The organism is Thermocrispum sp. (genome assembly GCF_002919275.1).
Classification (GTDB): domain Bacteria; phylum Actinomycetota; class Actinomycetes; order Mycobacteriales; family Pseudonocardiaceae; genus Thermocrispum; species Thermocrispum agreste.
Map to the genome: position 1 here is coordinate 1 of NZ_PKFA01000015.1, position 22220 is coordinate 22220.

Consider the following 22220-nt stretch of genomic DNA (forward strand, 5'->3'; position numbering starts at 1 on the left):
CGCCGGATGCCGGGCGCCGGTCCCGCTCGGGTGCCGCACCTGCGGGGCCGCGCTGCTGGTCCGGACGCGCCGGGCCGCGGGCGCGGTCTTCTCGGTCGGCGGGTGGGGTACCGCGGGCGTGACGGCCAGGTGCCGGGTCGCGGTGCCGGTCATGGGGCGCTGGGCCGCGACGCCGGTCACCAGGGGCATCCGCTGCCTGCTGTTTCGTAGCGCCCGGCGACCGCCTGGATGCGCTGTCGGCTCGGGGGACGAACGCCGCTCGCCGGCGGCCCGGGCGGTCCGGAGCGGGTTCGGCATCGTCCGCTTTGCGTTCGGCGGCGTGGGTTCCGGCCACCCGTGACGGCACCGGAGGACGGACCTGCGTGGTCTGTTCGGCGCGCGATTTCCTCGGCTTTCCCGCTGGGCGGTCGGCGCGCCCGGGCACGCCCGACGGCGGGGTGAAGGCGCGGCGCCGCCGTGCGGGTTCGGGCCGCTCGTCCCGTGGGGGCTCGGTCACGCGGGTGCGTTCGCCGACCTCGCCGGGTGACCGGCCGCGCGGCTCGGCGGCGTGGTGTCGCGGTGGTTCGGTTTCCGCCGTCGGCCGCCGGAGACCGAGGCGGGGTGCTCGCCGGCCGGATCGGGAACGCTGAGCGCCGTCGTCGTCCTGCACTCAGTGCTCCCCTCTGCTCACACCATCTGATACACGGCGAACTCTTCCGCGTTGGTTGCCTGTGTGTTACACGCCGTCGGCATTCGGTTCGTTACCGTACGGATATCACCGCAATGGAGCAGAACACAATGGCGCGGTCCAACGCTGTGACGAAATCGCTGGTCGGTGTGCCCAATCGCGCCGTTACCGGTCACCGTCGCCGGTGTTCGCCAGCTTGATCGTGTCGGCCATCCGATAGCTGACCGCGTTGCGGCCGGCGCGTTTTGCGGCATAGAGGGCTTCGTCGGCCAGCCCGAGACACAGTTCGGTGTCGGCCGGGTAGTCGCCGCCGCCGATGTGGACCACGCCCGCGCTGATCGTCACCCGGAGATCGGGTGCCAGCATCGTCCACGGATGCGCGGCCACCCGGCGGCGCGTCCGTTCCACGCAGCTCACCGCGGCTTGCGCCGTCGTTGCCGGCAGGACGAGCACGAATTCCTCACCGCCGTACCGGGCGCAGAAGCCGCCGTTGGGCAGTTCGGATTGCAGCAGCCGGACCACTTGGCGCAGTACGCGGTCGCCGATCAGGTGCCCGTGCCGGTCGTTGACGTCCTTGAACAGGTCCAGGTCGACGAGCGCGACCGCAATGCCGGGGCTGCGCGGGTCCGCGGAATGCTCGGCCAGCAGTTCCGCGAGCCGTTGGTCCAGATAGCGGCGGTTGTACGCAGCGGTCAGCGAGTCGCGCATGCTGGCGTGCAACGCGGCCGCGTGGGCGCGGTGCAGCTCGGCCACCTGCATCCGGAACTGCTCGGGAACGACCGGGCCGGCGTTCTCGGCCTCGCGCGCCAGGCGCAAGGCCGCGTGCATGTGCGAGTACGCCCGCTTCCAGTTGCCCTGGACGGCCAGCAGCTTGGCGATCGACTCGTGCAGCGCGATCAAATCGGCCGGTGATGCGCCGTTGCCGTTCGGCCCCAGTTGCGGGTGGCCTGCTGCCGACGACAGGGCGGAAGCGGTTGGAATGCGACTGGCTTCCGGTCCATGCATCCGCGCCCCGCCTCCCTGATGTTCGTAATGTGTTTCGACGGATTCGCGAATGCGCTTGAGGTGCCGTCCCCCGTGGTGGCGAGAACATCACTCGATCGGCGGGTGAGCGTGGTCACAGTCGTGCTCTCGATCGGTGCGGCCGCGCCGACGCCACCCGCAGTTCTCGTGCGCCTTCCCCAGTTCCACCGACCGGCCCCCAGCGGCCGGGACAGCGCCCAGCAACACCACCCGGACACCGCGGCTTCTCCAGCTCACGGATGCCGGTGCACGGTCACCGAACCGCTGGTTCCCGGGTCGCCACCAGGCGTTCGACCAGCCCGTACCGGAACCGTTCGACCTGCTGCACGGTGTAGCCGCGGGCTTGGACCGACAGCAGGGGACGTCGCCGGAAGTTCTCCCCGGCCAGCGGCACCGTGATGCGCTCGAGGAGCCATTGCCCGGCGCGCAGGAATCGGTTCGTGGAGACGACGTGGTCGACGAGGATGAGCCTGCCGCCGTCGCGCAGCACCCGGTCGATTTCGTCCAGGGCGGCTTCGTGGTCCGGGATGGCGCACAGGCCGAACGTGCACACCACCGTGTCGAAGCTGTCGTCGGCCAGGGGGAGGCGCTGAGCGTCGGCTCGCAGCAGGGTGATCGGGCGTCCGAGGCCGGTGGCTCGCCGTTCGGCCAGGGCGAGCATCTGTGCGCTGAAGTCGATGCCGGTGAGCCGCACGTCCGGCGGGTAGTGGGGCAGGTTGAGCCCGGTGCCGACGGCGACCTCGAGCACGTTGCCGCGCGCCTGCGAGCACGCCCACGACCGCGAGTCGCCGAACAGGCGCTTGTCCCAGCGCATCATCTCGGCGTCGTAGCGTGCGGACTGGCGGTCCCAGTACCGCGCCCAGCGTGTCCGGTTCATCGCCTGCTCACCCTGGCCGCCAGGTCGGGAAGGGTACGTGCCGAGGTCAGCAGGAACTCGTGGCACAAGTCGATCAGGCCGTCCCGGTCCAGGTCGAGGCCGCCGTCCAGCCAGACCAAGATCATTTCCGCCACGCCGCCGGTGAACAGCAACGCGAAGGCCTGCCGCACCACTTCGCTGTCCGGCGGCATGTCGAGCAGGGTCGCGGCTTGCTCGGCGACGACGTCGGCGATGGTGCGCATCGCGCGGAACCGCAGCCGCATCAACGTCTCGCTGGCGTGCGCTTCGGCGAAGACGAACCGGGCCCGCCTGGGGTCGTCGGTGAACGCCCTGATGATCGTGGCCACGCCCGCGTGCGATTTCGCGGCGAGGTCGTCCGGCGCTTCTCGCACCGCACGCAGCGTCTTCTGCAATGCGTCGTCGACCAGTTCGGCGTGCACCGCCGCGGCCAGTTCGTCGAGGTCGGCGAAGCTTTCGTAGAAGAAGCGCGGGCCGACCCGGGCCCGTTCGCACACACCGCGCAGCGTGGTCTGCGCCCAGCCCTGGGTGCCGATGAGCTCCAGCGCCGCGTCCATCAGGCGGCGCCTGCGCTGGGCGCGCCGTTCCTCGGCGGTCGCTCCGCGATAGATGCCCGTCGCCGCTCTGGTCACCTCGCCGAGTCTGCCACACGGGCGATATTAGGAAACGAATGTTTACGGAAACGTTTGATTCCGCTATGGTGCGCATCACGCCTGATGTTGGAGGGCCGATGACAGCGACGCTCGCATCAACGGTGAAGTCGACGGTGGTCCGCCGCGTGCACACCACCCTGGCCACGGCGTCGAAGCGGGTGCAGGCGCCGGTGCAGCCGCTGGCCACGCCGCCGCCCGGCAGCGGGCTCGAACCGGTGCTCGGCGACGCCGGTCCGCCGCTGCTCGGCTACTCGCTGGTGGTGACCAGCGACCTGCTCAGCTTCGCCAGGGAGCGGTACCGGCGGTTCGGGCCGGTGCACTGGGTCGGCGGATTCGGCACCAAGATGGTGATCGTGCTCGGCCCGGAGCCGATCGGCCGGGTGCTGGTGAACCGGGACAAGGCGTTCGCCAACGGCCCCGGGTGGGAGTACTTCATCGGACCGTTCTTCCACCGCGGCGTGATGCTGATGGACTTCGACGAGCACCATCGGCATCGGCGGATCATGCAGCAGGCGTTCACCAGGGACCGCCTGCTCGGCTACCTGGACGTGATGAACCCGGCCATCGCGCGCGGCCTGGCGCAGTGGCAGCCGCGCGGCCGGTTCCCGATCTATCCCGCCCTCAAGCGGTTGACGTTGGACATCGCCACCGAGGTTTTCGTCGGCGGCAAGCTCGGGCCGGAGGCGGACCGGCTGAACGAGGCCTTCGTGGACACGGTGCGCGGAGGCCAGGCGCTGATCCGGGCGGATGTGCCCGGCGGGATCTGGCGGCGAGGCCTGCGTGCCAGGCGGCAGCTGGAGCGGTACTTCGCCGAGCGCATCCCGGCCAAGCGGGCGGGCGGCGGCAGCGACCTGTTCAGCGTGCTGTGCCGGGCGGAGACCGACGACGGCCAGCGGTTCACCGACGCCGACGTGGTCAACCACATGATCTTCCTGCTCATGGCCGCGCACGACACCAGTACGGTCACCGCCGCGATGATGGCCTACTACCTGGGCAAGCACCCGGAGTGGCAGGAGCGGGTGCGGGCCGAGTCGATGGCGCTGGGCACCGAGCGGATCGGGTACGCGGACCTGGACCGGCTGCGGTCGCTGGACCTGGTGTTGAAGGAGTCGCTGCGGATGTCCGCGCCCGTGGGGGTGCTGATGCGCCGGGCGATCGCCGACACCGAGCTGGAAGGCCGCTACATCCCGGCAGGCGCCCGGGTGGTGCTGGGGGTGTACCCGACGCAGCGGATGGAGCCGTGGTGGTCGAACCCGGACGTGTTCGACCCGGAGCGGTTCGCCGAGCCGCGGCGGGAGGACAAGTCGCACCGGTTCGCCTGGATGCCGTTCGGCGGCGGCGCGCACAAGTGCATCGGCATGCACTTCGGGACCATGGAAGTGAAGGCGATCATGCACCAGCTGTTGCTCCGCTACACCTGGTCGGTCCCGGAGGACTACGAACCACCGATGACCTACGGCACCGGGCCGATCCCGGCCGACGGGCTGCCGCTGCGCATGCGGGCGATCTGAGCTGGCTGGGGCGGGCTGGTCGGGCGGCGATTCGTCGACGACGTGCGGCGTCCGCCCTGGCGGACCTACCGCACAGGGGTGGTTTTCGGCGGGCGCTTGCCGGGCATGCGGCCGACCCGGCGGCCGATCTCCATCGCCATGAACTCCGCGCACTCCCGGGCGCGGGCGGCAAGTGGGCCAGGCCATGTCTCGTCGGCGTAGGTGCAACCGCGATACAGCTCGATGGCATGCCGCAGGACCGGCCGGTGTTCTTCCGGGAGCAGTGGCAGCGCCCACTCGGCGGCTGCGTCCTTGGCCAGCAGCCGGCCGGTGGATCCCGTGGCCCAGATGCGCGCCAGGGTCAGCAGGACGTTGCGCCGGTCGCCGTCGAACTCGGCGAGCAGCTCGGGGACGGTTGCCACGCCCGCTTCGACCACGTCGCGGTGCGGCACGGGGGCTGTCACCACGTCGGCAGGCGGCCCGAAGATCGGGCGTCCGCACTCCCGCGCCTGCGCCAGCTGCACGGCGAGGTCGGGCAGCGGATGCGGCGGAAGCGGGCCGCGCGCTTCCAGCTCCTGGCGCAACCATTCGCCGTAGACGAAGTCGGCCTTCGGCGGATACCGCCAGGGGACGATGTCCGTGCGCACGACGACGGTCATGTCGATCGGACGCACGTCGACAGCGACGCCGGACATGTCGAGCAGGCCAGCCAGCAGCGCTGTCCGCTCCTGCCCGCGCAAGCTGCGGTCGGTGACCAGGAGCAAGTCCAGGTCGCTGGCCGGCCGCAGCTCGGACGACGTGGCCGAGCCGTGCAGGTAGAGGCCGATGGCCGGCGCGCCGACGACGTCGGTGACCAGCTGGGTGACGGCTGCCAGCTGCGCGGAACTATCCACCGGAGTGCATCATGTCGGCGCCTTCCGGCACGCTCGGGTCGTCCGGGTCGTCCAGCCACCCGTGCGGGAGGGTGACCTTGCCCGGGGAACCCTGGCGGCCGCGCGGCCCGGTCGCCGCCTCCGGGAAGGGCGCCTCGTGATCCAGCTGGGCGATCAGCTCGTCCAGCTCGGCCAGGCTGCTCACCATCGCGAACTTGCGGCGCAGCTCGGAACCGACCGGGAAGCCCATGAAGTACCAGGCCATGTGCTTGCGCAGGTCCCGCATGGCCTTGTCGTGGCCGTCGTGCTCGATCAGCAGCTCGGCGTGCCTGCGCAGCACCTTGGCCACTTCGCCCAGCTTCGGCCCCGGCGGGATCGGACGCCCGGCGAAGGCGGCTTCCAGCTCGCCGAACAGCCACGGCCTGCCCAGGCAGCCGCGGCCGACGACCACTCCGTCGCAGCCGGTCTGCTCGACCATGCGCAGGGCGTCGTGCGCGGTGAAGATGTCACCGTTGCCCAGCACCGGGATGCTGGTGACCGCTTCCTTGAGCCGGGCGATGTGCGACCAGTCGGCCTTGCCCGAGTAGCGCTGCGCGGCGGTGCGGGCATGCAGGGCGACGGCGGCCGCGCCCTCCTGCTCGGCGATCCGGCCTGCGTCCAAGTACGTGTGGTGGTCGTCGTCGATGCCGACGCGGAACTTCACGGTGAACGGGGCACCGTAGGGCTCGGCGGCGGCGACCGCGGCGGCCACGATCTTGCCGAACAGCCGCCGCTTGTAGGGCAGCGCGGCGCCTCCGCCCTTGCGGGTCACCTTCGCCACCGGGCAACCGAAGTTGGCGTCGATGTGGTCGGCCAGCCCCTCGCCCAGCACGATCTTGACGGCTTCCGCGATCGTGGCCGGGTCCACACCGTAGAGCTGCATGGACCGCGGATACTCGCCGGGCGCGAAGCTCATCATGTGGAAGGTGCCGGGGTGGCGCTCCACCACCGCCCGCGCGGTGATCATCTCGCAGACGTACAGACCTGCCCCGTACTCCCGGCACAGCTGCCGATACGCCCGGTTGGTGATGCCCGCCATCGGGGCGAGCACGACCGGCGGATCGACCTCGAAACGGCCGATTCGCAACCGCTGGGCTGGTGCAGGCACATCGTCCAGGTTAACTGTCCGGTCTTGCCGGCCGGATCCGCCCGTTGTCGCAGGTGACCGTGGTCATCGTGGTGCGCGCCCGGCCCGGGTCTGGCGCACCCTCACCTGACCACCCGGAGGACGGGCATCGTGGTGCGCGCGACCCGGGTGAAGCGTGCCGGTCCCAGGTCCTGGCCGGGCTGCTGCTCGGGCGGCCGCCGGGCGTGGGCAAGGCCGTCGTGGACAGCGGCGGATGGCCGGGTCCGCGGCCCCGGCCATCAGGTGTCACTACAGGTTGGCTTCGGCGTAGGCCTTCATGGCGTCCCGGACGAACGCCGCCGTGCCCTCGCCGTGCTTGTCGTAATTCTTGGTGAAGCGCGGATCGTCGACGTACATCTGACCGATGCAGGTGAACTGCTCCGCCGACGGCTGCTTGCCGCCCCAGGCGTTGGTGATCCACTCGAGGTGACGGCGGGTGATCTCCTGCACCTGCTTGCTCGCCGGGGTCTCCCCGGCCTGGTACGCCTTGGCGTAGTCGGCCGCGATGGACTCCTGCCTGCGCTGGAACTCGCGCTGCTCGTCCTTCGACAGCGAGCGCCACCAGCGGTCGCTGCTCTCGTAGGCCTCCTTGCCCCACCGTTGGACGACTTCGTCCTTGTACTGCGTGTGGTCGAAGCCGTCGAACGCTTCGTCTGCCATGATCGGCTCCCCTTTCTCCAGTGCGTCCAGGGTTCGGCGAACCGACGCGATCTGCCTGGCCAGGCGAGCCCTTTCGTGTTCGAGCCAGTCCAGGTGCGCCCGCAGGGCGGCGCGCGAGTCCTGCTCGCCGTCCAGCACCTCGGCGATGGCGTCCAACCCGAGGCCGAGATCGCGCAGCAGCAAGATGCGCTGCAGTCGCACCAGCGACTCCTGGTCGTAGTACCGGTAGCCGTTGCTGCCCACCCGGCTCGGTCTCAGCAGCCCACGCTCGTCGTAGTAACGCAGCGTCCGGCTGGTGGTCCCGGCCGCTCTGGCGATCTCCTGGATGGACCACTCGGACGTGGCTCTCGCGGCGGTCACTGTTCCCTCCTTACGCCGACCACGGTAGGAGTTGACGTAACGTCAAGGTCCACCGATTTGTCGACGCTGTTTATGTGGCCTCGATCACACTGACCATCATGCAATCTGGCCCTCTCTAGCGGAATCACTAGAGAGGGCCAGAGATCTCTACCGCGACCGGGGCTACTTCGCCGCGACCTTGCGGTACTTGGCCACGGCCAGCGGCATGAACACGACCAGCAGCACCAGGCAGCTGATCAGCGCGTACAGCGTGGGGTTCTGCTGTGCCCAGGCGTCCGTCGGCGGCCGCAGCTGGTAGTTGCCGAACAGCGACCGCACCGAGTCGGACAGCGCGCTGATCGGGTTCCACTCCGCGAACGCCTGCAGCGGCCCCGGCAGCCGGTCGGCCGCCACGAACACCGTGGAGATGAACGTCACCGGGAAGATCCAGATGAACCCGGCGCTCTGCGCCACCTCCACGCTGCCGGAGATCAGGCCGACCAGCGCCCCGATCCAGGCCATCACGAAGGCGAACAGGATCAGCACCGCGTAGGCCAGCACCGCGTCGGTGAAGCTGCCCCGGATCCGCCACCCGATGACCAGGCCGCACAGCGACATCACCAGCAGGCCGAGCAGCGTCACCGCCAGGTCGGCCATGGTGCGGCCGATGAGCACCGCTGCCGGGGACATGGGCAGCGAGCGGAACCGGTCGATGATGCCCTTCTGCAGGTCGTTGGCCATCCCGATGACGGTGAACGCGGAGTTGAACGCCACCGTCTGGACGAAGATGCCGCCCATCAGGAAGTCCCGGTACATCACCGGGTCGTCGCCGATGCTGCCGCCGAAGACGTAGGCGAACAGCAGCACGAACATGATCGGCTGCACGGTGGCGCTCAGCAGCAGCTCCGGGTTGCGGCGGACGTTCATCAGGTTCCGCCACATGATCGTGCCGCCGTCGCTGAACGTGCGCGCCAGCGCGCCACCGAAGCCGCCCTGCGGAGTCAGCGCGAGCGTGGTCATGCCTTCACCTTCTTCTTGCTCGTGGTGCCGGACTCCGCCGCCGCTTCCTCGGCCGCGTGCCCGGTCAGCGCCAGGAAGACGTCGTCGAGGGTCGGCCGGTGCAGCGCCACGTCGTTGACCACGACGCTGTGCTGATCGAGCCTGCGCAGCGCCTCGATCAGCGCCTTGGTGCCGGTGTCCACCAGCACTTCGGCTCGACGGGTGTGTTGGTCGACGTGCGGTTCGCCGGAGCCGACGTCGGCCAGGACCTGCTGCGCCAGCGGCAGGTCGGCCGCGTCGTCCACGACCAGCTCCAGCCGCTCCCCGCCGATCTGGGCCTTCAGCTGGTCGGCGGTGCCGCGGGCGATCACCTTGCCGTGGTCGATCACCATGATCGTGTCGGCCAGCTGGTCGGCTTCCTCCAAGTACTGCGTGGTCAGCAGCACCGTAGTGCCGTCGTCGACCAGTTCGGAGATGACCTCCCACATGTCGATCCGGCTGCGCGGGTCGAGCCCGGTGGTCGGCTCGTCGAGCGCCACGACGGGTGGCTTGGCCACCAGGGCCCCAGCCAGGTCGAGCCGGCGGCGCATACCGCCGGAGTAGCCCTTCGCCGGCCGGTCGGCGTCCTCGGTCAGCCGGAACCGCGCCAGAAGTTCGCGGGCCCGCGCCCGCGCCGTGGAGCGGTTCATGCCGTACAGCCTGCCGACCATGTAGAGGTTCTCGGCGCCGGTGAGATGTTCGTCGACCGCCGCATACTGGCCGGACAGGCCGATCGAGCGGCGCACCTTGTCCGGCTCGGTCAGCACGTCGTGGCCCGCGACGTACGCCCGACCTGCGTCGGGCCGCAACAACGTGGTCAGGATGCGGACGGTGGTGGTCTTGCCAGCACCGTTCGGGCCGAGCAGACCGAGCACTGTGCCCTTCGGGATCTCCAGGTCGACGCCGTTCAGCGCCTTCGTCGATCCGAAGGACTTGACCAGGCCCTCGGCCCGTACCGCGATGTCGGATGCGCCAGTAGCCATGGCGAAGAACGTACGGACGAAGAAAGTGCCTGTCGTCCGGTTTTCTCCCTGGACTCGGCCTGAACCGACCCTGAGATTTTCTCAGGGATGAAGGAGAACGTGCAGGTCAGCGTGGTTGTCGGTGGCATGCACGGCCGAGGGTCGTGCATGGCCACGGCTACAAGAAACACGTCGGCGGCGCGAACGTACCGCTCGCGCCGCCGACGCCCCGGGGGATGGGCCGGGCTCGTCTGTCGATCCCGGGGGATGGGTCAGGTTCGTCTGTCGATCCCGGGGGATGGGTCGGGCTCGTCTTACCGCTCGAGAATGGCCGTCACGCCTTGACCGCCCGCCGCGCAGATGGAGATCAGTCCGCGGCCGGAGCCCTTCTCGTACAGCGCCTTGGCCAGCGTGCCGACGATCCGGCCGCCGGTCGCCGCGAACGGGTGCCCAGCGGCCAGCGAGCCACCGTTGACGTTCAGCTTGCTCCGGTCGATGCTGCCCAGCGGCTCGTCCAGGCCCAGCTTCTCCTTGGCGAAGCCGGGGTCCTCCCACGCCTTGAGGGTGGCCAGCACCTGGGAAGCGAACGCCTCGTGGATCTCGTAGAAGTCGAAGTCCTGCAGGGCAAGGCCGGCCCTGGCCAGCATGCGCGGCACCGCGTAGGCAGGTGCCATCAGCAGGCCCTCGTCTCCGTGCACGTAGTCCACGGCGGCCGTCTCGCAGAATGTCAGGTACGCCAGCACCGGCAGCCTGCGCTCCTTGGCCCACTCCTCGGTGGCCAGCAGCACCACCGAGGCGCCGTCGGACAGCGGCGTGGAGTTCCCGGCGGTCATGGTGCCGTTCTCGCCGCCGAAGACCGGCTTGAGCTTGGCCAGCTTCTCCACCGACGTGTCCGGGCGCAGGTTCTGGTCACGGGTGAGCTTCAAGAACGGCGTGATCAGGTCGTCGTAGAAGCCACGCTCGTAGGCCGCGGCGAGGTTGCGGTGCGACGCCACGGTGAGCTCGTCCTGCTCCTTGCGCGTGATCCCCCACGCCTTCGCGGTCAGCGCCGCGTGCTCACCCATGGACAGGCCGGTGCGCGGCTCGGCGTTGCGCGGGATCTCCGGCACGATGTGCCCGGGACGCAGCTTGGCCAGCAGCTTGAGCCGCTGCGCAGGCGTCTTGGCCGCATTGACCTGGATGAGCAGCTTGCGCAGGTCGTCGTTGACCGCCAGCGGGGCGTCCGACGTGGTGTCCACACCACCGGCGATGGCCGAGTCGATCTGGCCGAGCGCGATCTTGTTCGCCACGTTGATGATGGCCTGCAGCCCGGTGCCGCACGCCATCTGCACGTCGAACGCCGGGGTCTGCGGGGACAGCGCGCTGCCGAGCACGGTCTCCCTGGCCAGGTTGAAGTCCCTGGAGTGCTTCAGCACCGCGCCGGCGGCGAACTCGCCGATCCGTTCCCCGGCCAGCCCGAACCGGCTGACCAGGCCGTTCAGCGCGGCGGTGAGCATGTCCTGGTTGGACGCCGTGGCGTACGGGCCGTTGGAGCGGGCGAACGGGATCCGGTTCGCGCCGACGATGGCGACCTTGCGGACCGACCCGCGGCTGCCGCCCGCCTTGCCGGCTGCCCTGCTCGTCCTGGTGGATCTGCTCGATGCGGTCTTGCTCGATCCGGCCTGGCTCGATGTGGCCATTGTCGCTCCCTGCGTCTCGTCCTCGTGGTAGCGATCGTAACCTACCCGCGAGTAGGTTAGGCTGTGCGATACCGCACGCCAGTCGGGAACCACCCAGGAGGCAGCACGTCATGGCTGACAAATATCAGCGGTTCACCCAGTCCCCGGTGGGCAAGTGGCTCGCCCCTCGGCTCGGGCTCCCACAGCCTGCCCCGTTGCGGCGGTACCGGCCGGGGCAACCTCCCCTCGAGGGTCCCGCAGTTGTCGGCGGCGCGCCAGGCGGCCGGCTGGCGAAGGTGATCACCGAGCAGATCACCGGTGCGGGCATCGACGTGCTCGATGAGTCCGAGCGTCCCGGCGACCGCAAGTACGGGGCGCTGGTCTTCGACGCTTCCGGGATCACCGACCCGGCGCAGCTGCGAGAGGTCTACGCGTTCTTCAAGCCGCGCCTGCGGTCGCTGGGCGCATGCGGGCGCACCGTGGTGCTCGGCACCCCGCCGGAGCTGACCTCCGGCCGCGAGCGGATCGCGCAGCGCGCGCTGGAGGGCTTCACCCGCTCGCTGGGCAAGGAGCTGATCAAGGGGTCGACGTCGCAGCTGGTGTACGTCGCGCCGGGCAGCGAAGAGGCCACCGAGTCGACCATGCGCTTCCTGCTCAGCGCGAAGTCGGCGTTCGTCGACGGGCAGGTCATCCGGATCGGCACCGCGGGCACCGCGGGCGCGAAGGTGACCCCGCCCGCCGACTGGGCCAAGCCGTTGGACGGCAAGGTCGCGCTGGTCACCGGCGCTTCACGCGGGATCGGCGCGGCGATCGCCGAGACCCTGGCCAGGGACGGCGCGAAGGTCGTGGTGCTGGACATCCCGGCCCAGGGCGCCGACCTGTCCGCGGTGGCCAACAGGATCGGCGGCAACGCGCTGCAGCTGGACGTCACCGCGGCGGACGCGGGCAAGACGCTGGTCGAGTACTTCTCCGAGCGCTTCGGCAAGCTCGACATCGTGGTGCACAACGCGGGCATCACGCGGGACAAGAAGCTGGTCAACATGGACGACGCCCGGTGGGACTCGGTGCTGTCGGTCAACCTGCTGAGCCAGCTGGCGATCAACGACGAGCTGCTGGCGTCCGACGTGCTCGGCGACGGCGCGCGGTTCATCGGGGTGTCGTCGGTGGCCGGCATCGGCGGCAACCTCGGCCAGACCAACTACGCCACGTCCAAGGCGGGCGTCATCGGCATGGTCGACGTCACCGCGCCGGAGATGGCCGAGCGCGGCTACACGTTCAACGCCGTGGCGCCCGGCTTCATCGAGACCCAGATGACCGCGGCCATCCCGGTGATGATCCGTGAGCCCGCCCGCCGCCTGTCCAGCCTGGCGCAGGGCGGCCAGCCGGTCGACGTCGCCGAGACGATCGCCTACTTCGCCAACCCCGCATCGGCCGCGGTCAACGGCAATGTGCTGCGGGTGTGCGGCCAGGCACTGATCGGAGCGTGACCATGGGCACCGGTACTGCACAGGACGTCGTCCGGGTCGACGCCCCGCAGAAGCTGTCCACGATGCTGGCCAAGTCGCTGGTCGCCACGGCGCTGCCCGGCCAGCGCAAGCCACGCCAGGCGAAGCTGCCGGGCACCGTGCTGGAGCGGCCGCACGTCGTGGTCGATCCCGCCCACCTGGCGGCCTACAACGAGGTGTGCGGGTTCCGGCTGGGCAACGAGCTGCCCGCCACCTACCCGCACATCCTGGCCTTCCCGCTGCAGATCCAGCTCATGACGCAGCCGACGTTCCCGTTCCCGCTGATCGGGCTGGTGCACCTGCGCAACGTGATCACGCAGCGGCGGCCGATGCGGGTCGACGAGGACTTCTCGCTGCGGGTCTGGGTGGAGAACCTGCGCCCGCACGACAAGGGCCAGCAGTTCGACTTCGTCTCGGAGGCGGTCGTGCCCGGCGAGGACGAGCCGGTGTGGCGGGACGTGTCCACCTACCTGCGGCGCAGCGGCAAGAAGTCGGACGGCAAGAAGGAGACCCAGCTGGCGCCGCCCGCCCCGAAGGCGATTTGGCGCATCCCGGCCGACATCGGCCGCCGCTATGCCGCGGTCTCCGGGGACAGCAACCCGATCCACCTGTACCCGGTGACGGCCAAGCTGCTCGGCTTCCCCAAGGCGATCGCGCACGGCATGTGGACCAAGGCGCACAGCCTGGCGGCGTTCGAGGGCAGGCTGCCCGAGGCGTTCGAGCTGGACGTGCGGTTCAAGTTGCCGGTGCTGCTGCCCGCCAAGGCGGCGTTCACCTCGTGGCAGCTGGACGACGGGTTCGCCTTCGAGCTGTGGGACGCGCGCAAGCCCAAGCCGTACCTGCAGGGCCGGATCACCGCGAAGTAGGTCCGGAGCGCGCTCAGGCGGGCGGGGTCAGGTCCTTGGGCGACCAGACCTCGCCCGCCACCAGATCGCCGAACCCGAGCCAGACCAGGTTCATCAGCCACGAGGCCAGCACGTCGGCGGGCACGCCGGGGTGGTCGAGCCACCAGTCGGCCAGCGACTCGGCCGCGCCGACCAGCGCGGCGGCCAGCGCCTCGCCGGACTTCTCCGCTTGCTCCCCGATGCCCTTCCGGGTACCGGAGGCCACCACCAGAGCGGCGACCAGTTCGATGGACCGGGAGCGCATCTGCGAGACCTCCTCGGCGAACTCGCCGCCGACGGCCAGCGCCTGCCGGTGCAGCACCATCCACGAACTGCGGTTCGAACCGACGAAGTGGAAGAACGAGCGCAGCCCGGTCCACAGTTGCATGTCCGGTTCCACGTCGTTGCGCACGCCGTCGGCGATCGCCTTCAGCAGCCGCTGCGCCTCCCGCCGGATGCAGGCGGCGAAGAGTTCTTCCTTCGAGCCGAGGTAGGCGTAGACCATCGGCTTGGACACGCCGGCGACCTCGGCGATCTCGTCCATCGACGCGGTGTGGTACCCGTGCCGCGAGAACACCTCCACCGCGGCGTCGGCGATCTGCCGCTCGCGTACTTCGCGGGGCAGGCGGCGCACGCGTCGTTTGCGTTCGGTCTCGGACACAGGCACCTCCGTGCGGGTGTGGCTTGCCCGCCAATCTACTCGTGAGTAGGTTATCCCGGCGAGTCGCTTGTCGAGCCACCTGGAGGCGTTGTGGACCACCGTGACGGGTTGGAGCTGGCCGAGCGCGTCGCCGGCACCGATTTGGCCACCGTCGACGCGAGCACGTTGATCGGCATGGTCGACTCCGCGCCGCGCAAGCAGCTCGAGGCGGCATTCGCCGACGAAACATTACGCCGCCGCCTGCTCGACGAGATCTTCCGCCGGATGACCACGCACGTGCGGACGGAGAAGGTTCGCGACATGCACGCCGTCGTGCGCTGGCGGTTGACCGGGGGCAGCGGTGAGGGCGGCTACGACCGTTACGAGTGCACGCTGGCCGACGGTGCCTGCACCGTCTCGCGGGAGAGGAGCCCGCAGCCGCGGGTGACCATCACGGTGTCCCCGGTGGATTTCGTGCGGCTGATCTGCCGGCAGACGACCCCGGCGGAGCTGTACGTCACGGGCAAGATCCAGGTCAAGGGCGACCTGGGCTTCGCGGCCGGGCTGATCGGCTATTTCGACCTGCCGCGATGAGGCCGATCCGGCAGCGGTGGGCCGTGCGACGGCGATGCCGGTGCGGCGGGCCGGAGCGGGGCGAGGTCGTCCGCGGCAAGGAACTCGATGCGCTGGCCGACGCGCTCGACCTGGCCAAGCTGACCGAGGACCAGTTCGTTCAGCTGCTCGCCGTGGTGCACATGCTCGACCGGGCGGACGCGGGGGTCAGCGTCTCAGCGATGAGCACGCAGTCGCTGGTCGACCTCATCGCGCGGGCGTCGAGGAAGCAGCTGAGGGCGGCCGCCGCGCGCCAGGAACTGCGTACGCTCCTGCTCGAGGAGCTGTTCCGGCGGATGGCCGACCATGTGGTGGCGGAGAAGACTCGGCACGTGGATGCGGTGGTCGAGTGGGTCGTGACCAGCGGCGATGCCGAACCGCTCCGGTACCAGACACGCGTCGTCGAAGGTGCTTGCGAGACGACGTCCGATCCGGTGTACACACCGGACGTGACGATCACGGCGGCTGCCGAGGACGTCCTGCGGTTGGCTGTGTCCGGAAACTCCCGGGCGCTGTCTTTGCTGGTCACCGGCAAGCTGAAAGTACGAGGTGATTTCGGCGTCGCCGCACGGTTCCTGGGCTACTTCGACATCCCGAAGCCGCGCGCGTGATCGTTGCGACGGGGTGCGTTGCCGCCGCGGTCAGCCCTCGATGGCGCGAGGCTGGTCGTCCGGACCGGTGGGCTTGTCCGAGCGGGGAGCCTCGGTACTCTCGACGACTTCCCCGTCGATCACCACCGTGCGGTGGCTGCGTACCCGGCCGGTCCGCGCCATCCGCCGGAGCCACGCCTTTCGCAGGACGGTGCGGGTCGGCGGCAGCAGCACCAGCAGGCCGAGCACGTCGGTGACGAAGCCCGGCAGGAAGATCAGCAGCCCGCCGAGCGTGACCAGCATGCCGTCGGTGATCTCCTGATGACCCGACCGGCCGCTGCGCGCCGCGTCCAGCAGCGCACGGATGGCCTTGCCGCCCTCGCGCCGAGCCAGCCACGAGCCGGCCACGGCACCGCCGATGAGCAGGACGATCGTCCACAGCGCGCCGACCAGCGAGGCCACCGCCCAGATGGCGGCCACTTCGACCACGAGGTACAGCAGGATCACTACGGCCATATCGGAAACAACGTAGTGCACTCGGCGCGCGTTCCCCAAGCACACCGGTGGCCTCCCGCCCGATCGCATGGATCGAAGGGGCAGCGGACGCGGCTTTCCGGCGGCACTGCTGTGGTCCGGCCATCGCCTGGTTCCGGGGGTCAAGTGACGACCCGCTGGTCGGGCGGCTCTGCGGCGGTTTGCTCGTGTTGGGCTCTTGGTGAGGGGTGCGCGGCTGGCCGGGCGGCACCGGGGCGATTCGGTCATGTCCGGCTCTCGGTCAAGAGAGATGCATCGCTGGCCGGCCGAGTGAAGCATGCGGGCTGCCCGACGCTCGGATCGAAGGGGAGGCGGTACGGCTTGACGACCGGCCGACACCGGGGGCCGTCCAGGCCGCACATCACAAGGTGAGGCTGGCTGGTCGGAGTGGGGCGCGCACGTGAACGGCCTCCCGTCCGGCCGCGTGGACCGGAGGGGAGGCCGTCGCACATCTCTTCGGCTCGAAGGCCGTCGGCTCAGAACGTCAGCGCCATGGCCGGGTCGCTGAGCAGCGCGCCGACGTCGGCCAGGAACTGCGAGCCCTGCTGCCCGTCGACGATCCGGTGGTCGAAGCTCAGCGCCAGCTGGCACACCTGGCGGACCGCCAGCTCGCCGTCGACCACCCACGGCATCTCGCGAATCGCGCCGAACGCCAGGATCGCCGACTCCCCCGGGTTGATGATCGGAGTGCCGGTGTCCACCCCGAACACGCCGACGTTGGTGATCGTGATGGTGCCGTTGACCATGTCCTCCGGCGGGGTCTTGCCTTCCCGCGCGGTGTTGGTCAGCTCCTCGAGCGCCTTCGCCAGCTCCACCAGCGACATCGCGTCCGCGTTGCGGATCTTCGGGACGACGAGCCCGCGCGGTGTCGCCGCGGCGACACCGAGGTGCACGTAGTCCTTGTAGACGATCTCGCCCGCTTCCTCGTCCCAGGTGGCGTTGACGTCCGGCGTGCGCTTGACGGCCATGCACATCGCCTTGGCCGCGAACGCCAGCGGCGTGAGCTTCACCCCGGCGAAATCCGGGTGCTTCTTCAGCCGCTCGCGCAGCTGCATCATCGGCGTGACGTCCACCGTGAGGAATTCGGTGACATGCGGCGCGGTGAACGCCGAGGACACCATCGCCTCCGCGGTCATCCGCCGCACACCCTTGATCGGCACCCGGCGCTCCCGGGCGCCGGCCGCCACCGCGGCACCGTTCACGCTTGCCGCAGCCGGCTGGGCGGTCTTCGCCTCGGCCGCCCGCTGCACGTCCTCGCGGGTGATGACGTCACCGCTGCTCGGCGTGATCGTGCGCAGGTCGATGCCGAGGTCCTTGGCCAGTTTGCGCACCGGCGGCTTGGCCAGCGGAACGTACTCGTGCGGCTTGACCTGAGGCAACGGCAGGGTGCCCGACGACGGCGCTTCGGTGGTGGTGGCCGCGTCACGCGGCGCGGTCGCAGTGGCCGCCGCGGCGGCTGGTGCTGCTGCCGCGCTCCCGCCACCGGCCGCCGCTGCCGCCTTCCGGCGGCGGCGCCGCTTGCTGGTGACCTCCTTGGCGCCGGAGCCCACCAGCGGTTTCATCTCTTCTTCCGCAGCCGGTTCGGGAGCGGACCCGTTGACCGAGGCCGCTTGCGCCCCGGTCGGGGCGCCGGACGACCCGGTCCCGTCCGGGTCCACGTCGATGGTCAGCAGGTTGGTGCCGACCTCCACCACCTGACCGGGTTCCACGTGCAGCTCGGTGACCACACCCGACCACGGAATCGGCAGCTCGACGGCGGCCTTCGCGGTCTCGATCTCCACCACGATCTGGTTGACCTCGACCTTGTCGCCCGGCTGCACCTTCCAGTCGACGATCTCCGCCTCGGTCAGGCCCTCCGCGGTGTCGGCGAGCGGGAACTGCTTGTACTCAGGCATCGGCGCTCACCACTCCAGCGACTGGTCGACGGCGTGCAGAATCCGGTCCACGTCCGGCAGGTAGTGCTCCTCCAGCTTGGACGGCGGGTACGGGGTGTCGAACGCGGTCACCCGCAGTACCGGCGCCTCCAGCGAGTAGAAGCACTCCTGCTGCACCCTGGCCGCGATCTCCGAGGTCAGCGACGCTTCCGACGGGGCCTCGCTGACCGCGATCAGCCTGCCGGTCTTGCGCACCGATGCGAACACCGGTTCCAGATCCATGGGCGAGAGGGCACGCAGGTCGATGACCTCCAGCTCGTTGCCCTCCTCGGCCGCGGTCTCCGCGGCCTCCAGACACGTCTTCACCGTCGGGCCGTAGCAGACCAGCGTGGCCGCGGTGCCGGTGCGCAGCACTTTCGACTTGAACAGCGGCATCGGCGTCGCCGCGGTGTCGACCGGCTCCTTGAGCGCCGACATGTGGTAGAGCTTCTTCGGCTCGAACACCAGGATCGGGTCGTCCGAGAAGATCGCCTGCTGGATCATCCAGTACGCGTCCACCGGGTTGGACGGGGTCACCGCCTTCACCCCGGCCAGGTGCGCGAAGTACGACTCCGGGGACTCGGAGTGGTGTTCCACCGCACCGATCCCGCCGCCGTACGGCACCCGGATGACCATCGGCACCTTCACCCTGCCCTGGGTGCGTGCGTGCAGCTTGGCCACCTGGCTGTTGATCTGGTCGAACCCGGGGAAGATGAACCCTTCGAACTGGATCTCGCACACCGGGCGGTAGCCGCGTACCGCGAGGCCGACCGCGGTGCCGATGATCCCGGACTCGGCCAGCGGGGTGTCCAGCACGCGCTCTTCGCCGAAGTCCTTCTGCAAACCGTCGGTGATGCGGAAGACGCCGCCGAGCTTGCCGACGTCCTCGCCCATCACGATGACCTTGTTGTCGCGTTCCATCGCGGCCCGCAGGCCCATGTTGATGGCTTTGCCGATGGTGAGGGTCTGCACCGTCGACGAAGCGGGAGCGGCCACGTTGGGCGTGGTGGGTGCCGACATCAGTGCTCGCCTCCTTCGAACCCGGCCAGGTACGCCAGGAACTCCTCGCGCTGGGCCTCCAGCTGAGCAGAGGGCTCGGCGTAGACGTTGTCGAAGATCCGCTCCGGCGGCGGGTCCTCCATGTTGAACACGAACTCCCGCAGGTCGGCGGCGAATTCGTCGGCCTCGGCCTCGACTTGTTCGAAGAACGACGCGTCCGCTCCCCCGTTGCGCGTCAGGTACACCCGGACCCGCTCGATCGGGTCCTTCAGCTTCCACGTCTCCACCTCGTCCGACAGCCGGTAGCGGGTCGGGTCGTCGGTGGTGGTGTGCGCGTCCATCCGGTAGGTGAAGGCCTCGATCAGCACCGGGCCGTTGCCGTGCCTGCACGCCTCCAGCGCCCAGCGGGTGACCGCCAGGCAGCCGAGCACGTCGTTGCCGTCCACCCGGATGCCGGGGAAGCCGTAGCCGCGGGCCCGCTGGTACAGCGGCAGCCGCGACTGGCGCTCGGTGGGCTCGGAGATGGCCCACTGGTTGTTCTGGCAGAAGAACACGATGGGCGCGTCGTAGACCGCCGCCCACACGAAGCCCTCGTGCACGTCGCCCTGGCTGGTGGCGCCGTCGCCGAAGTAGACGATGGTGGCTTCGCCGTCGTCGTCGCCGACCTTGCCGTCGAACTTCTGCCCCATCGCGTAGCCGGTGGCGTTGAGCACCTGGTTGCCGATCACGATGGTGTACGGGTGGAAACCGTGCTTGCGGTAGTCCCACTCGCCCATCGACGTGCAGCGGAACAGGCCCAGCATTTCCTTGAAGCTGACGCCGCGGCAGTAGCCGACGCCGTGCTCACGGTAGCTGGGGAACGCCATGTCGTTGGGCCGCAGCGCCCTGCCGGAGCCGACCTGCGCGGCCTCCTGGCCGAGCAGCGGCACCCAGATGCCCAGCTGGCCCTGCCGCTGCAGCGCGTTGGCTTCCCGGTCCGCACGACGCACGATGACCATGTCCTTGTACAGGCCACGCAGTGCGGCGAAATCGATGTCGGCCACGTACGGATCGAAGATCGGCGACGCGACCCGTTCACCTTCGGGAGTCAGCAGCTGCGTCAGGTCCGCGCCGCCTTCCGTGGTTGCCCGCAATCCAGCGATCACCTGTTCCTTGGTTGGCTTCGCCGCCGTTGCGGGTGGTAGATCGCCCTCTCCGGGGTGCGTCCACTGTTCGGCGGACGACATGTCAGACATGTCGGCTTCTCCTTCTGCGCTTCCTCGCGCTCGCTTGTGACGGGCGCGACGACGGTCCTCAACGGCGAGCCGGCTTCCGGTTCGGAGGTCACAACTGCCGTCGGCGTTGACGGTATGCCAGACATCCTGGCATGAACCGGGGCCGGAGTGGCAGTCCCGACGGGACGTGCCCGCCACCGGCCACCGATGGCAGGATCATCGCCGTGGACATCAACGCTGTGCAATCGGCCGTTCGGCGGCAGTGGAACGACGACATCCTCAAGAGCCTGTGCGGACTGGTGGAGATCCCCGCGCTGTCCCCGGCGTTCGATGCCGATTGGGCAGGCAGCGGCCACCTGGACGCGGCGGTGGACCACGTGCGGAACTGGCTGGATGCGCAGGGCCTCGGCCAGACCCAGGTGGTGCGGCTGCCCGGCCGCACGCCGGTGCTGGTGCTGGACGTGCCTGCCACCCCGGGCGCCGCCGACCGCGGGACCGTGCTGCTCTACGGCCACCTGGACAAGCAGCCACCGGTCGGTGGCTGGTCCGACGGGCTGGGCCCGTGGACGCCGGTGGTGCGGGACGGCAGGCTGTACGGCCGGGGCGCGGCCGACGACGGCTACTCCGGGTACGCGGCGGCCGCGGCGCTGCGCGCGGTGCGGGAGGCGGGCGGCGAGCACGCCAGGGCCGTCCTGCTGCTGGAGACCGGGGAGGAGTCCGGCAGCCCGGACCTGCCCGCCTACCTGGAGCACCTGGCGGGCTTCCTGGGTGACGTCCGCTTCGTGGTGTGCCTGGACTCCGGCGGCAACGACTACGAGCGGCTGTGGCTGACCACCAGCCTGCGCGGACTTGCCCAGGTGCGGGTCACGGTCAAGGTGCTGGACGTGGCCCAGCACAGCGGACTGGCCAGCGGCGCGGTGCCGTCCTCGTTCCGGGTGCTGCGGCAGCTGCTCGACCGCATCGAGGACGCGCGGACCGGCGAGATCCTGCTGCCGGAGTTCCACGTGGAGATCCCGGCGGACCGGGAGCGCCAGGCGCGCGACGCGGCGGCGGCCACGCCGGGCGCGATCCGGTCCTCGTTCCCGCTGGCCGACGGGGCGCGGACGGTGACGGACGACGAAGCCGAGCTGCTGCTCAACGTGGCGTGGCGGCCGACCTTGTCGGTGATCGGCGCGTCCGGCTTCCCCGAGCCGGAGAACGCGGGCAACGTGCTGCGGGAGTCGAGCACGCTGGCGCTGAGCTTCCGGCTGCCGCCGACGGCGGACTCGAAGGCGGCGCTGGAAGCGGTGCAGCGGGCGCTGACCACCGACGTGCCGTACGGCGCGCAGGTCAGCCTGTCCGGCATCGAGCACGCCGACGGGTGGAATGCTCCGCAGACCGCGCCGTGGCTGGAGCGTGGGCTGCAGCGGGTCAGCGACGAGGTGTTCGGGGCGCCGTACGGGGCCATCGGCCTGGGCGGGTCGATCCCGTTCATGGGCCTGCTCGGCGAGAAGTACCCGGACGCGCAGTTCCTGGTCACCGGGGCATTGGGGCCGGACTCCAACGCGCACGTGCCGGACGAGTGGTTGCACCTGGCGCACGCCGAGCGGGTCACCGCCGCGGTCGCCGCGCTGCTGGACGCGCACGCTCGCGGCTGAGGGCCGAGGTGGGCCCGGCGCACCACGCGCCGGGCCCGTGATTAGCCGGCATGCGGAAAAGGACGGATGGCGAATCGTGGTGGGTGTCGCGGCCTGATCGCCCGGTCGCTCACGGAGGCGCATCGCCGGCTCATCCGCCACGTGTCCGGCGGGGGTTTGGTGGCTGCGGCCGGGTGAGGTTTTCCCGTGAGGATGTTGCCGGTGATCTGCGTCGGGCCGGTGTGTGGGGTGCTTCCACCCGATCGAATGCTCTACGAGACGATCGATTGA

21 protein-coding genes are annotated in these 22220 nt (G+C 70.0%); 6 read left to right on the plus strand and 15 right to left on the minus strand.

The annotated features are described in order from the left end of the window. From CXP56_RS03010 to CXP56_RS03025, 4 genes are all read right to left on the minus strand, one after another. Window positions 1-189, minus strand: a 189-nt coding sequence (locus tag CXP56_RS03010) for a hypothetical protein (RefSeq protein ID WP_286899720.1), incomplete at its 3' end; no start/stop codon positions are given. A gap of 643 nt (window positions 190-832) precedes the next feature. After that, window positions 833-1672, minus strand: coding sequence for a GGDEF domain-containing protein (locus CXP56_RS03015; RefSeq protein WP_084609058.1), 840 nt, complete (start codon window positions 1670-1672; stop codon window positions 833-835). 271 nt (window positions 1673-1943) lie between these two features. After that, window positions 1944-2567 (minus strand): class I SAM-dependent methyltransferase, encoded by a 624-nt coding sequence (locus CXP56_RS03020; RefSeq protein WP_286899721.1) that lies wholly within the window; start codon window positions 2565-2567, stop codon window positions 1944-1946. Further along, entirely contained in the window at window positions 2564-3217 is a 654-nt protein-coding gene (locus CXP56_RS03025) for a TetR/AcrR family transcriptional regulator (RefSeq protein ID WP_028846990.1), read from the minus strand. The genes CXP56_RS03020 and CXP56_RS03025 overlap by 4 nt, the downstream gene beginning before the upstream one ends. Before the next feature lie 98 nt (window positions 3218-3315). Between CXP56_RS03025 and CXP56_RS03030 the strand changes: the two genes are divergently transcribed. Beyond that, window positions 3316-4749 carry a cytochrome P450 gene (locus tag CXP56_RS03030; RefSeq protein WP_051309957.1) on the plus strand — a complete coding sequence of 478 codons (1434 nt, stop codon included), beginning with the start codon at window positions 3316-3318 and terminating at the stop codon, window positions 4747-4749. A gap of 65 nt (window positions 4750-4814) precedes the next feature. Here CXP56_RS03030 and CXP56_RS03035 read toward each other — a convergent pair whose 3' ends face one another. The 6 genes from CXP56_RS03035 to CXP56_RS03060 form a co-directional block, all read right to left on the minus strand. Next, window positions 4815-5621, minus strand: coding sequence for an aminoglycoside adenylyltransferase domain-containing protein (locus CXP56_RS03035; protein ID WP_051309956.1), 807 nt, complete (start codon window positions 5619-5621; stop codon window positions 4815-4817). Further along, window positions 5614-6756, minus strand: a complete 1143-nt coding sequence (gene dusB, locus CXP56_RS03040; RefSeq protein ID WP_286899786.1) for a tRNA dihydrouridine synthase DusB — start codon at window positions 6754-6756, stop codon at window positions 5614-5616. The genes CXP56_RS03035 and dusB overlap by 8 nt, the downstream gene beginning before the upstream one ends. Before the next feature lie 258 nt (window positions 6757-7014). Further along, a complete protein-coding gene (locus tag CXP56_RS03045; protein ID WP_286899724.1) occupies window positions 7015-7785 on the minus strand; it encodes a MerR family transcriptional regulator in 771 nt (256 codons plus the stop codon). 162 nt (window positions 7786-7947) lie between these two features. After that, the gene (locus CXP56_RS03050) at window positions 7948-8784 is read right to left on the minus strand and encodes an ABC transporter permease (RefSeq protein ID WP_051309944.1); all 837 of its coding nucleotides are present in this window, start codon (window positions 8782-8784) and stop codon (window positions 7948-7950) included. Then, complete coding sequence (locus CXP56_RS03055) at window positions 8781-9785, minus strand: daunorubicin resistance protein DrrA family ABC transporter ATP-binding protein (RefSeq protein ID WP_038044665.1); 1005 nt, start codon at window positions 9783-9785, stop codon at window positions 8781-8783. Before CXP56_RS03055 ends, CXP56_RS03050 begins: the two co-directional genes overlap by 4 nt. 293 nt (window positions 9786-10078) lie before the next feature. Next, entirely contained in the window at window positions 10079-11443 is a 1365-nt protein-coding gene (locus CXP56_RS03060; protein ID WP_028846986.1) for an acetyl-CoA C-acetyltransferase, read from the minus strand. Window positions 11444-11553: 110 nt separating this feature from the next. Between CXP56_RS03060 and CXP56_RS03065 the strand changes: the two genes are divergently transcribed. Both CXP56_RS03065 and CXP56_RS03070 read left to right on the plus strand, forming a co-directional pair. Further along, complete coding sequence (locus tag CXP56_RS03065; RefSeq protein ID WP_028846985.1) at window positions 11554-12909, plus strand: 3-oxoacyl-ACP reductase; 1356 nt, start codon at window positions 11554-11556, stop codon at window positions 12907-12909. Window positions 12910-12911: 2 nt separating this feature from the next. Beyond that, entirely contained in the window at window positions 12912-13793 is an 882-nt protein-coding gene (locus tag CXP56_RS03070; RefSeq protein ID WP_051309943.1) for a MaoC/PaaZ C-terminal domain-containing protein, read from the plus strand. Window positions 13794-13806: 13 nt separating this feature from the next. On the opposite strand, the gene CXP56_RS03075 is transcribed toward CXP56_RS03070, so the two are convergent. After that, window positions 13807-14472 (minus strand): TetR/AcrR family transcriptional regulator, encoded by a 666-nt coding sequence (locus CXP56_RS03075; protein WP_028846983.1) that lies wholly within the window; start codon window positions 14470-14472, stop codon window positions 13807-13809. Between the two features lie 90 nt (window positions 14473-14562). Between CXP56_RS03075 and CXP56_RS03080 the strand changes: the two genes are divergently transcribed. Both CXP56_RS03080 and CXP56_RS03085 read left to right on the plus strand, forming a co-directional pair. Then, window positions 14563-15045, plus strand: a complete 483-nt coding sequence (locus CXP56_RS03080) for an SCP2 sterol-binding domain-containing protein (protein WP_342665096.1) — start codon at window positions 14563-14565, stop codon at window positions 15043-15045. Window positions 15046-15068: 23 nt separating this feature from the next. Beyond that, window positions 15069-15674, plus strand: coding sequence for an SCP2 sterol-binding domain-containing protein (locus CXP56_RS03085; RefSeq protein ID WP_286899728.1), 606 nt, complete (start codon window positions 15069-15071; stop codon window positions 15672-15674). A gap of 30 nt (window positions 15675-15704) precedes the next feature. Here the strand turns inward: CXP56_RS03085 and CXP56_RS03090 are convergent, their stop codons facing one another. The 4 genes from CXP56_RS03090 to pdhA all read right to left on the minus strand — a co-directional run bounded on the left by CXP56_RS03090 (window position 15705) and on the right by pdhA (window position 20325). Next, a complete protein-coding gene (locus tag CXP56_RS03090; protein ID WP_286899729.1) occupies window positions 15705-16169 on the minus strand; it encodes an FxsA family protein in 465 nt (154 codons plus the stop codon). A 494-nt stretch (window positions 16170-16663) separates the two neighbouring features. Beyond that, a complete protein-coding gene (locus CXP56_RS03095; RefSeq protein WP_028846980.1) occupies window positions 16664-18082 on the minus strand; it encodes a dihydrolipoamide acetyltransferase family protein in 1419 nt (472 codons plus the stop codon). Window positions 18083-18088: 6 nt separating this feature from the next. Next, complete coding sequence (locus CXP56_RS03100) at window positions 18089-19120, minus strand: alpha-ketoacid dehydrogenase subunit beta (protein WP_028846979.1); 1032 nt, start codon at window positions 19118-19120, stop codon at window positions 18089-18091. Further along, window positions 19120-20325, minus strand: a complete 1206-nt coding sequence (gene pdhA, locus CXP56_RS03105) for a pyruvate dehydrogenase (acetyl-transferring) E1 component subunit alpha (protein WP_028846978.1) — start codon at window positions 20323-20325, stop codon at window positions 19120-19122. Before pdhA ends, CXP56_RS03100 begins: the two co-directional genes overlap by 1 nt. 203 nt (window positions 20326-20528) lie before the next feature. Here pdhA and CXP56_RS03110 point away from each other — a divergent pair, with 203 nt between their 5' ends. Next, window positions 20529-21950 carry a M20/M25/M40 family metallo-hydrolase gene (locus CXP56_RS03110; RefSeq protein ID WP_028846977.1) on the plus strand — a complete coding sequence of 474 codons (1422 nt, stop codon included), beginning with the start codon at window positions 20529-20531 and terminating at the stop codon, window positions 21948-21950. The last annotated feature ends 270 nt before the right edge of the window (window positions 21951-22220 follow it).

What these genes read in the sequence shown, in the direction of transcription:
- CXP56_RS03015 (WP_084609058.1), bottom strand. Translation starts at nt 1,672, where the DNA reads ATGCATGGACCGGAAGCCAGTCGCATTCCAACCGCTTCCGCCCTGTCG.
- CXP56_RS03020 (WP_286899721.1), bottom strand. Translation starts at nt 2,567, where the DNA reads ATGAACCGGACACGCTGGGCGCGGTACTGGGACCGCCAGTCCGCACGC.
- CXP56_RS03030 (WP_051309957.1), top strand. Translation starts at nt 3,316, where the DNA reads ATGACAGCGACGCTCGCATCAACGGTGAAGTCGACGGTGGTCCGCCGC.
- CXP56_RS03050 (WP_051309944.1), bottom strand. Translation starts at nt 8,784, where the DNA reads ATGACCACGCTCGCGCTGACTCCGCAGGGCGGCTTCGGTGGCGCGCTG.
- CXP56_RS03055 (WP_038044665.1), bottom strand. Translation starts at nt 9,785, where the DNA reads ATGGCTACTGGCGCATCCGACATCGCGGTACGGGCCGAGGGCCTGGTC.
- CXP56_RS03060 (WP_028846986.1), bottom strand. Translation starts at nt 11,443, where the DNA reads ATGGCCACATCGAGCCAGGCCGGATCGAGCAAGACCGCATCGAGCAGA.
- CXP56_RS03065 (WP_028846985.1), top strand. Translation starts at nt 11,554, where the DNA reads ATGGCTGACAAATATCAGCGGTTCACCCAGTCCCCGGTGGGCAAGTGG.
- CXP56_RS03070 (WP_051309943.1), top strand. Translation starts at nt 12,912, where the DNA reads ATGGGCACCGGTACTGCACAGGACGTCGTCCGGGTCGACGCCCCGCAG.
- CXP56_RS03090 (WP_286899729.1), bottom strand. Translation starts at nt 16,169, where the DNA reads ATGGCCGTAGTGATCCTGCTGTACCTCGTGGTCGAAGTGGCCGCCATC.
- CXP56_RS03095 (WP_028846980.1), bottom strand. Translation starts at nt 18,082, where the DNA reads ATGCCTGAGTACAAGCAGTTCCCGCTCGCCGACACCGCGGAGGGCCTG.
- CXP56_RS03100 (WP_028846979.1), bottom strand. Translation starts at nt 19,120, where the DNA reads ATGTCGGCACCCACCACGCCCAACGTGGCCGCTCCCGCTTCGTCGACG.
- pdhA (WP_028846978.1), bottom strand. Translation starts at nt 20,325, where the DNA reads ATGTCGTCCGCCGAACAGTGGACGCACCCCGGAGAGGGCGATCTACCA.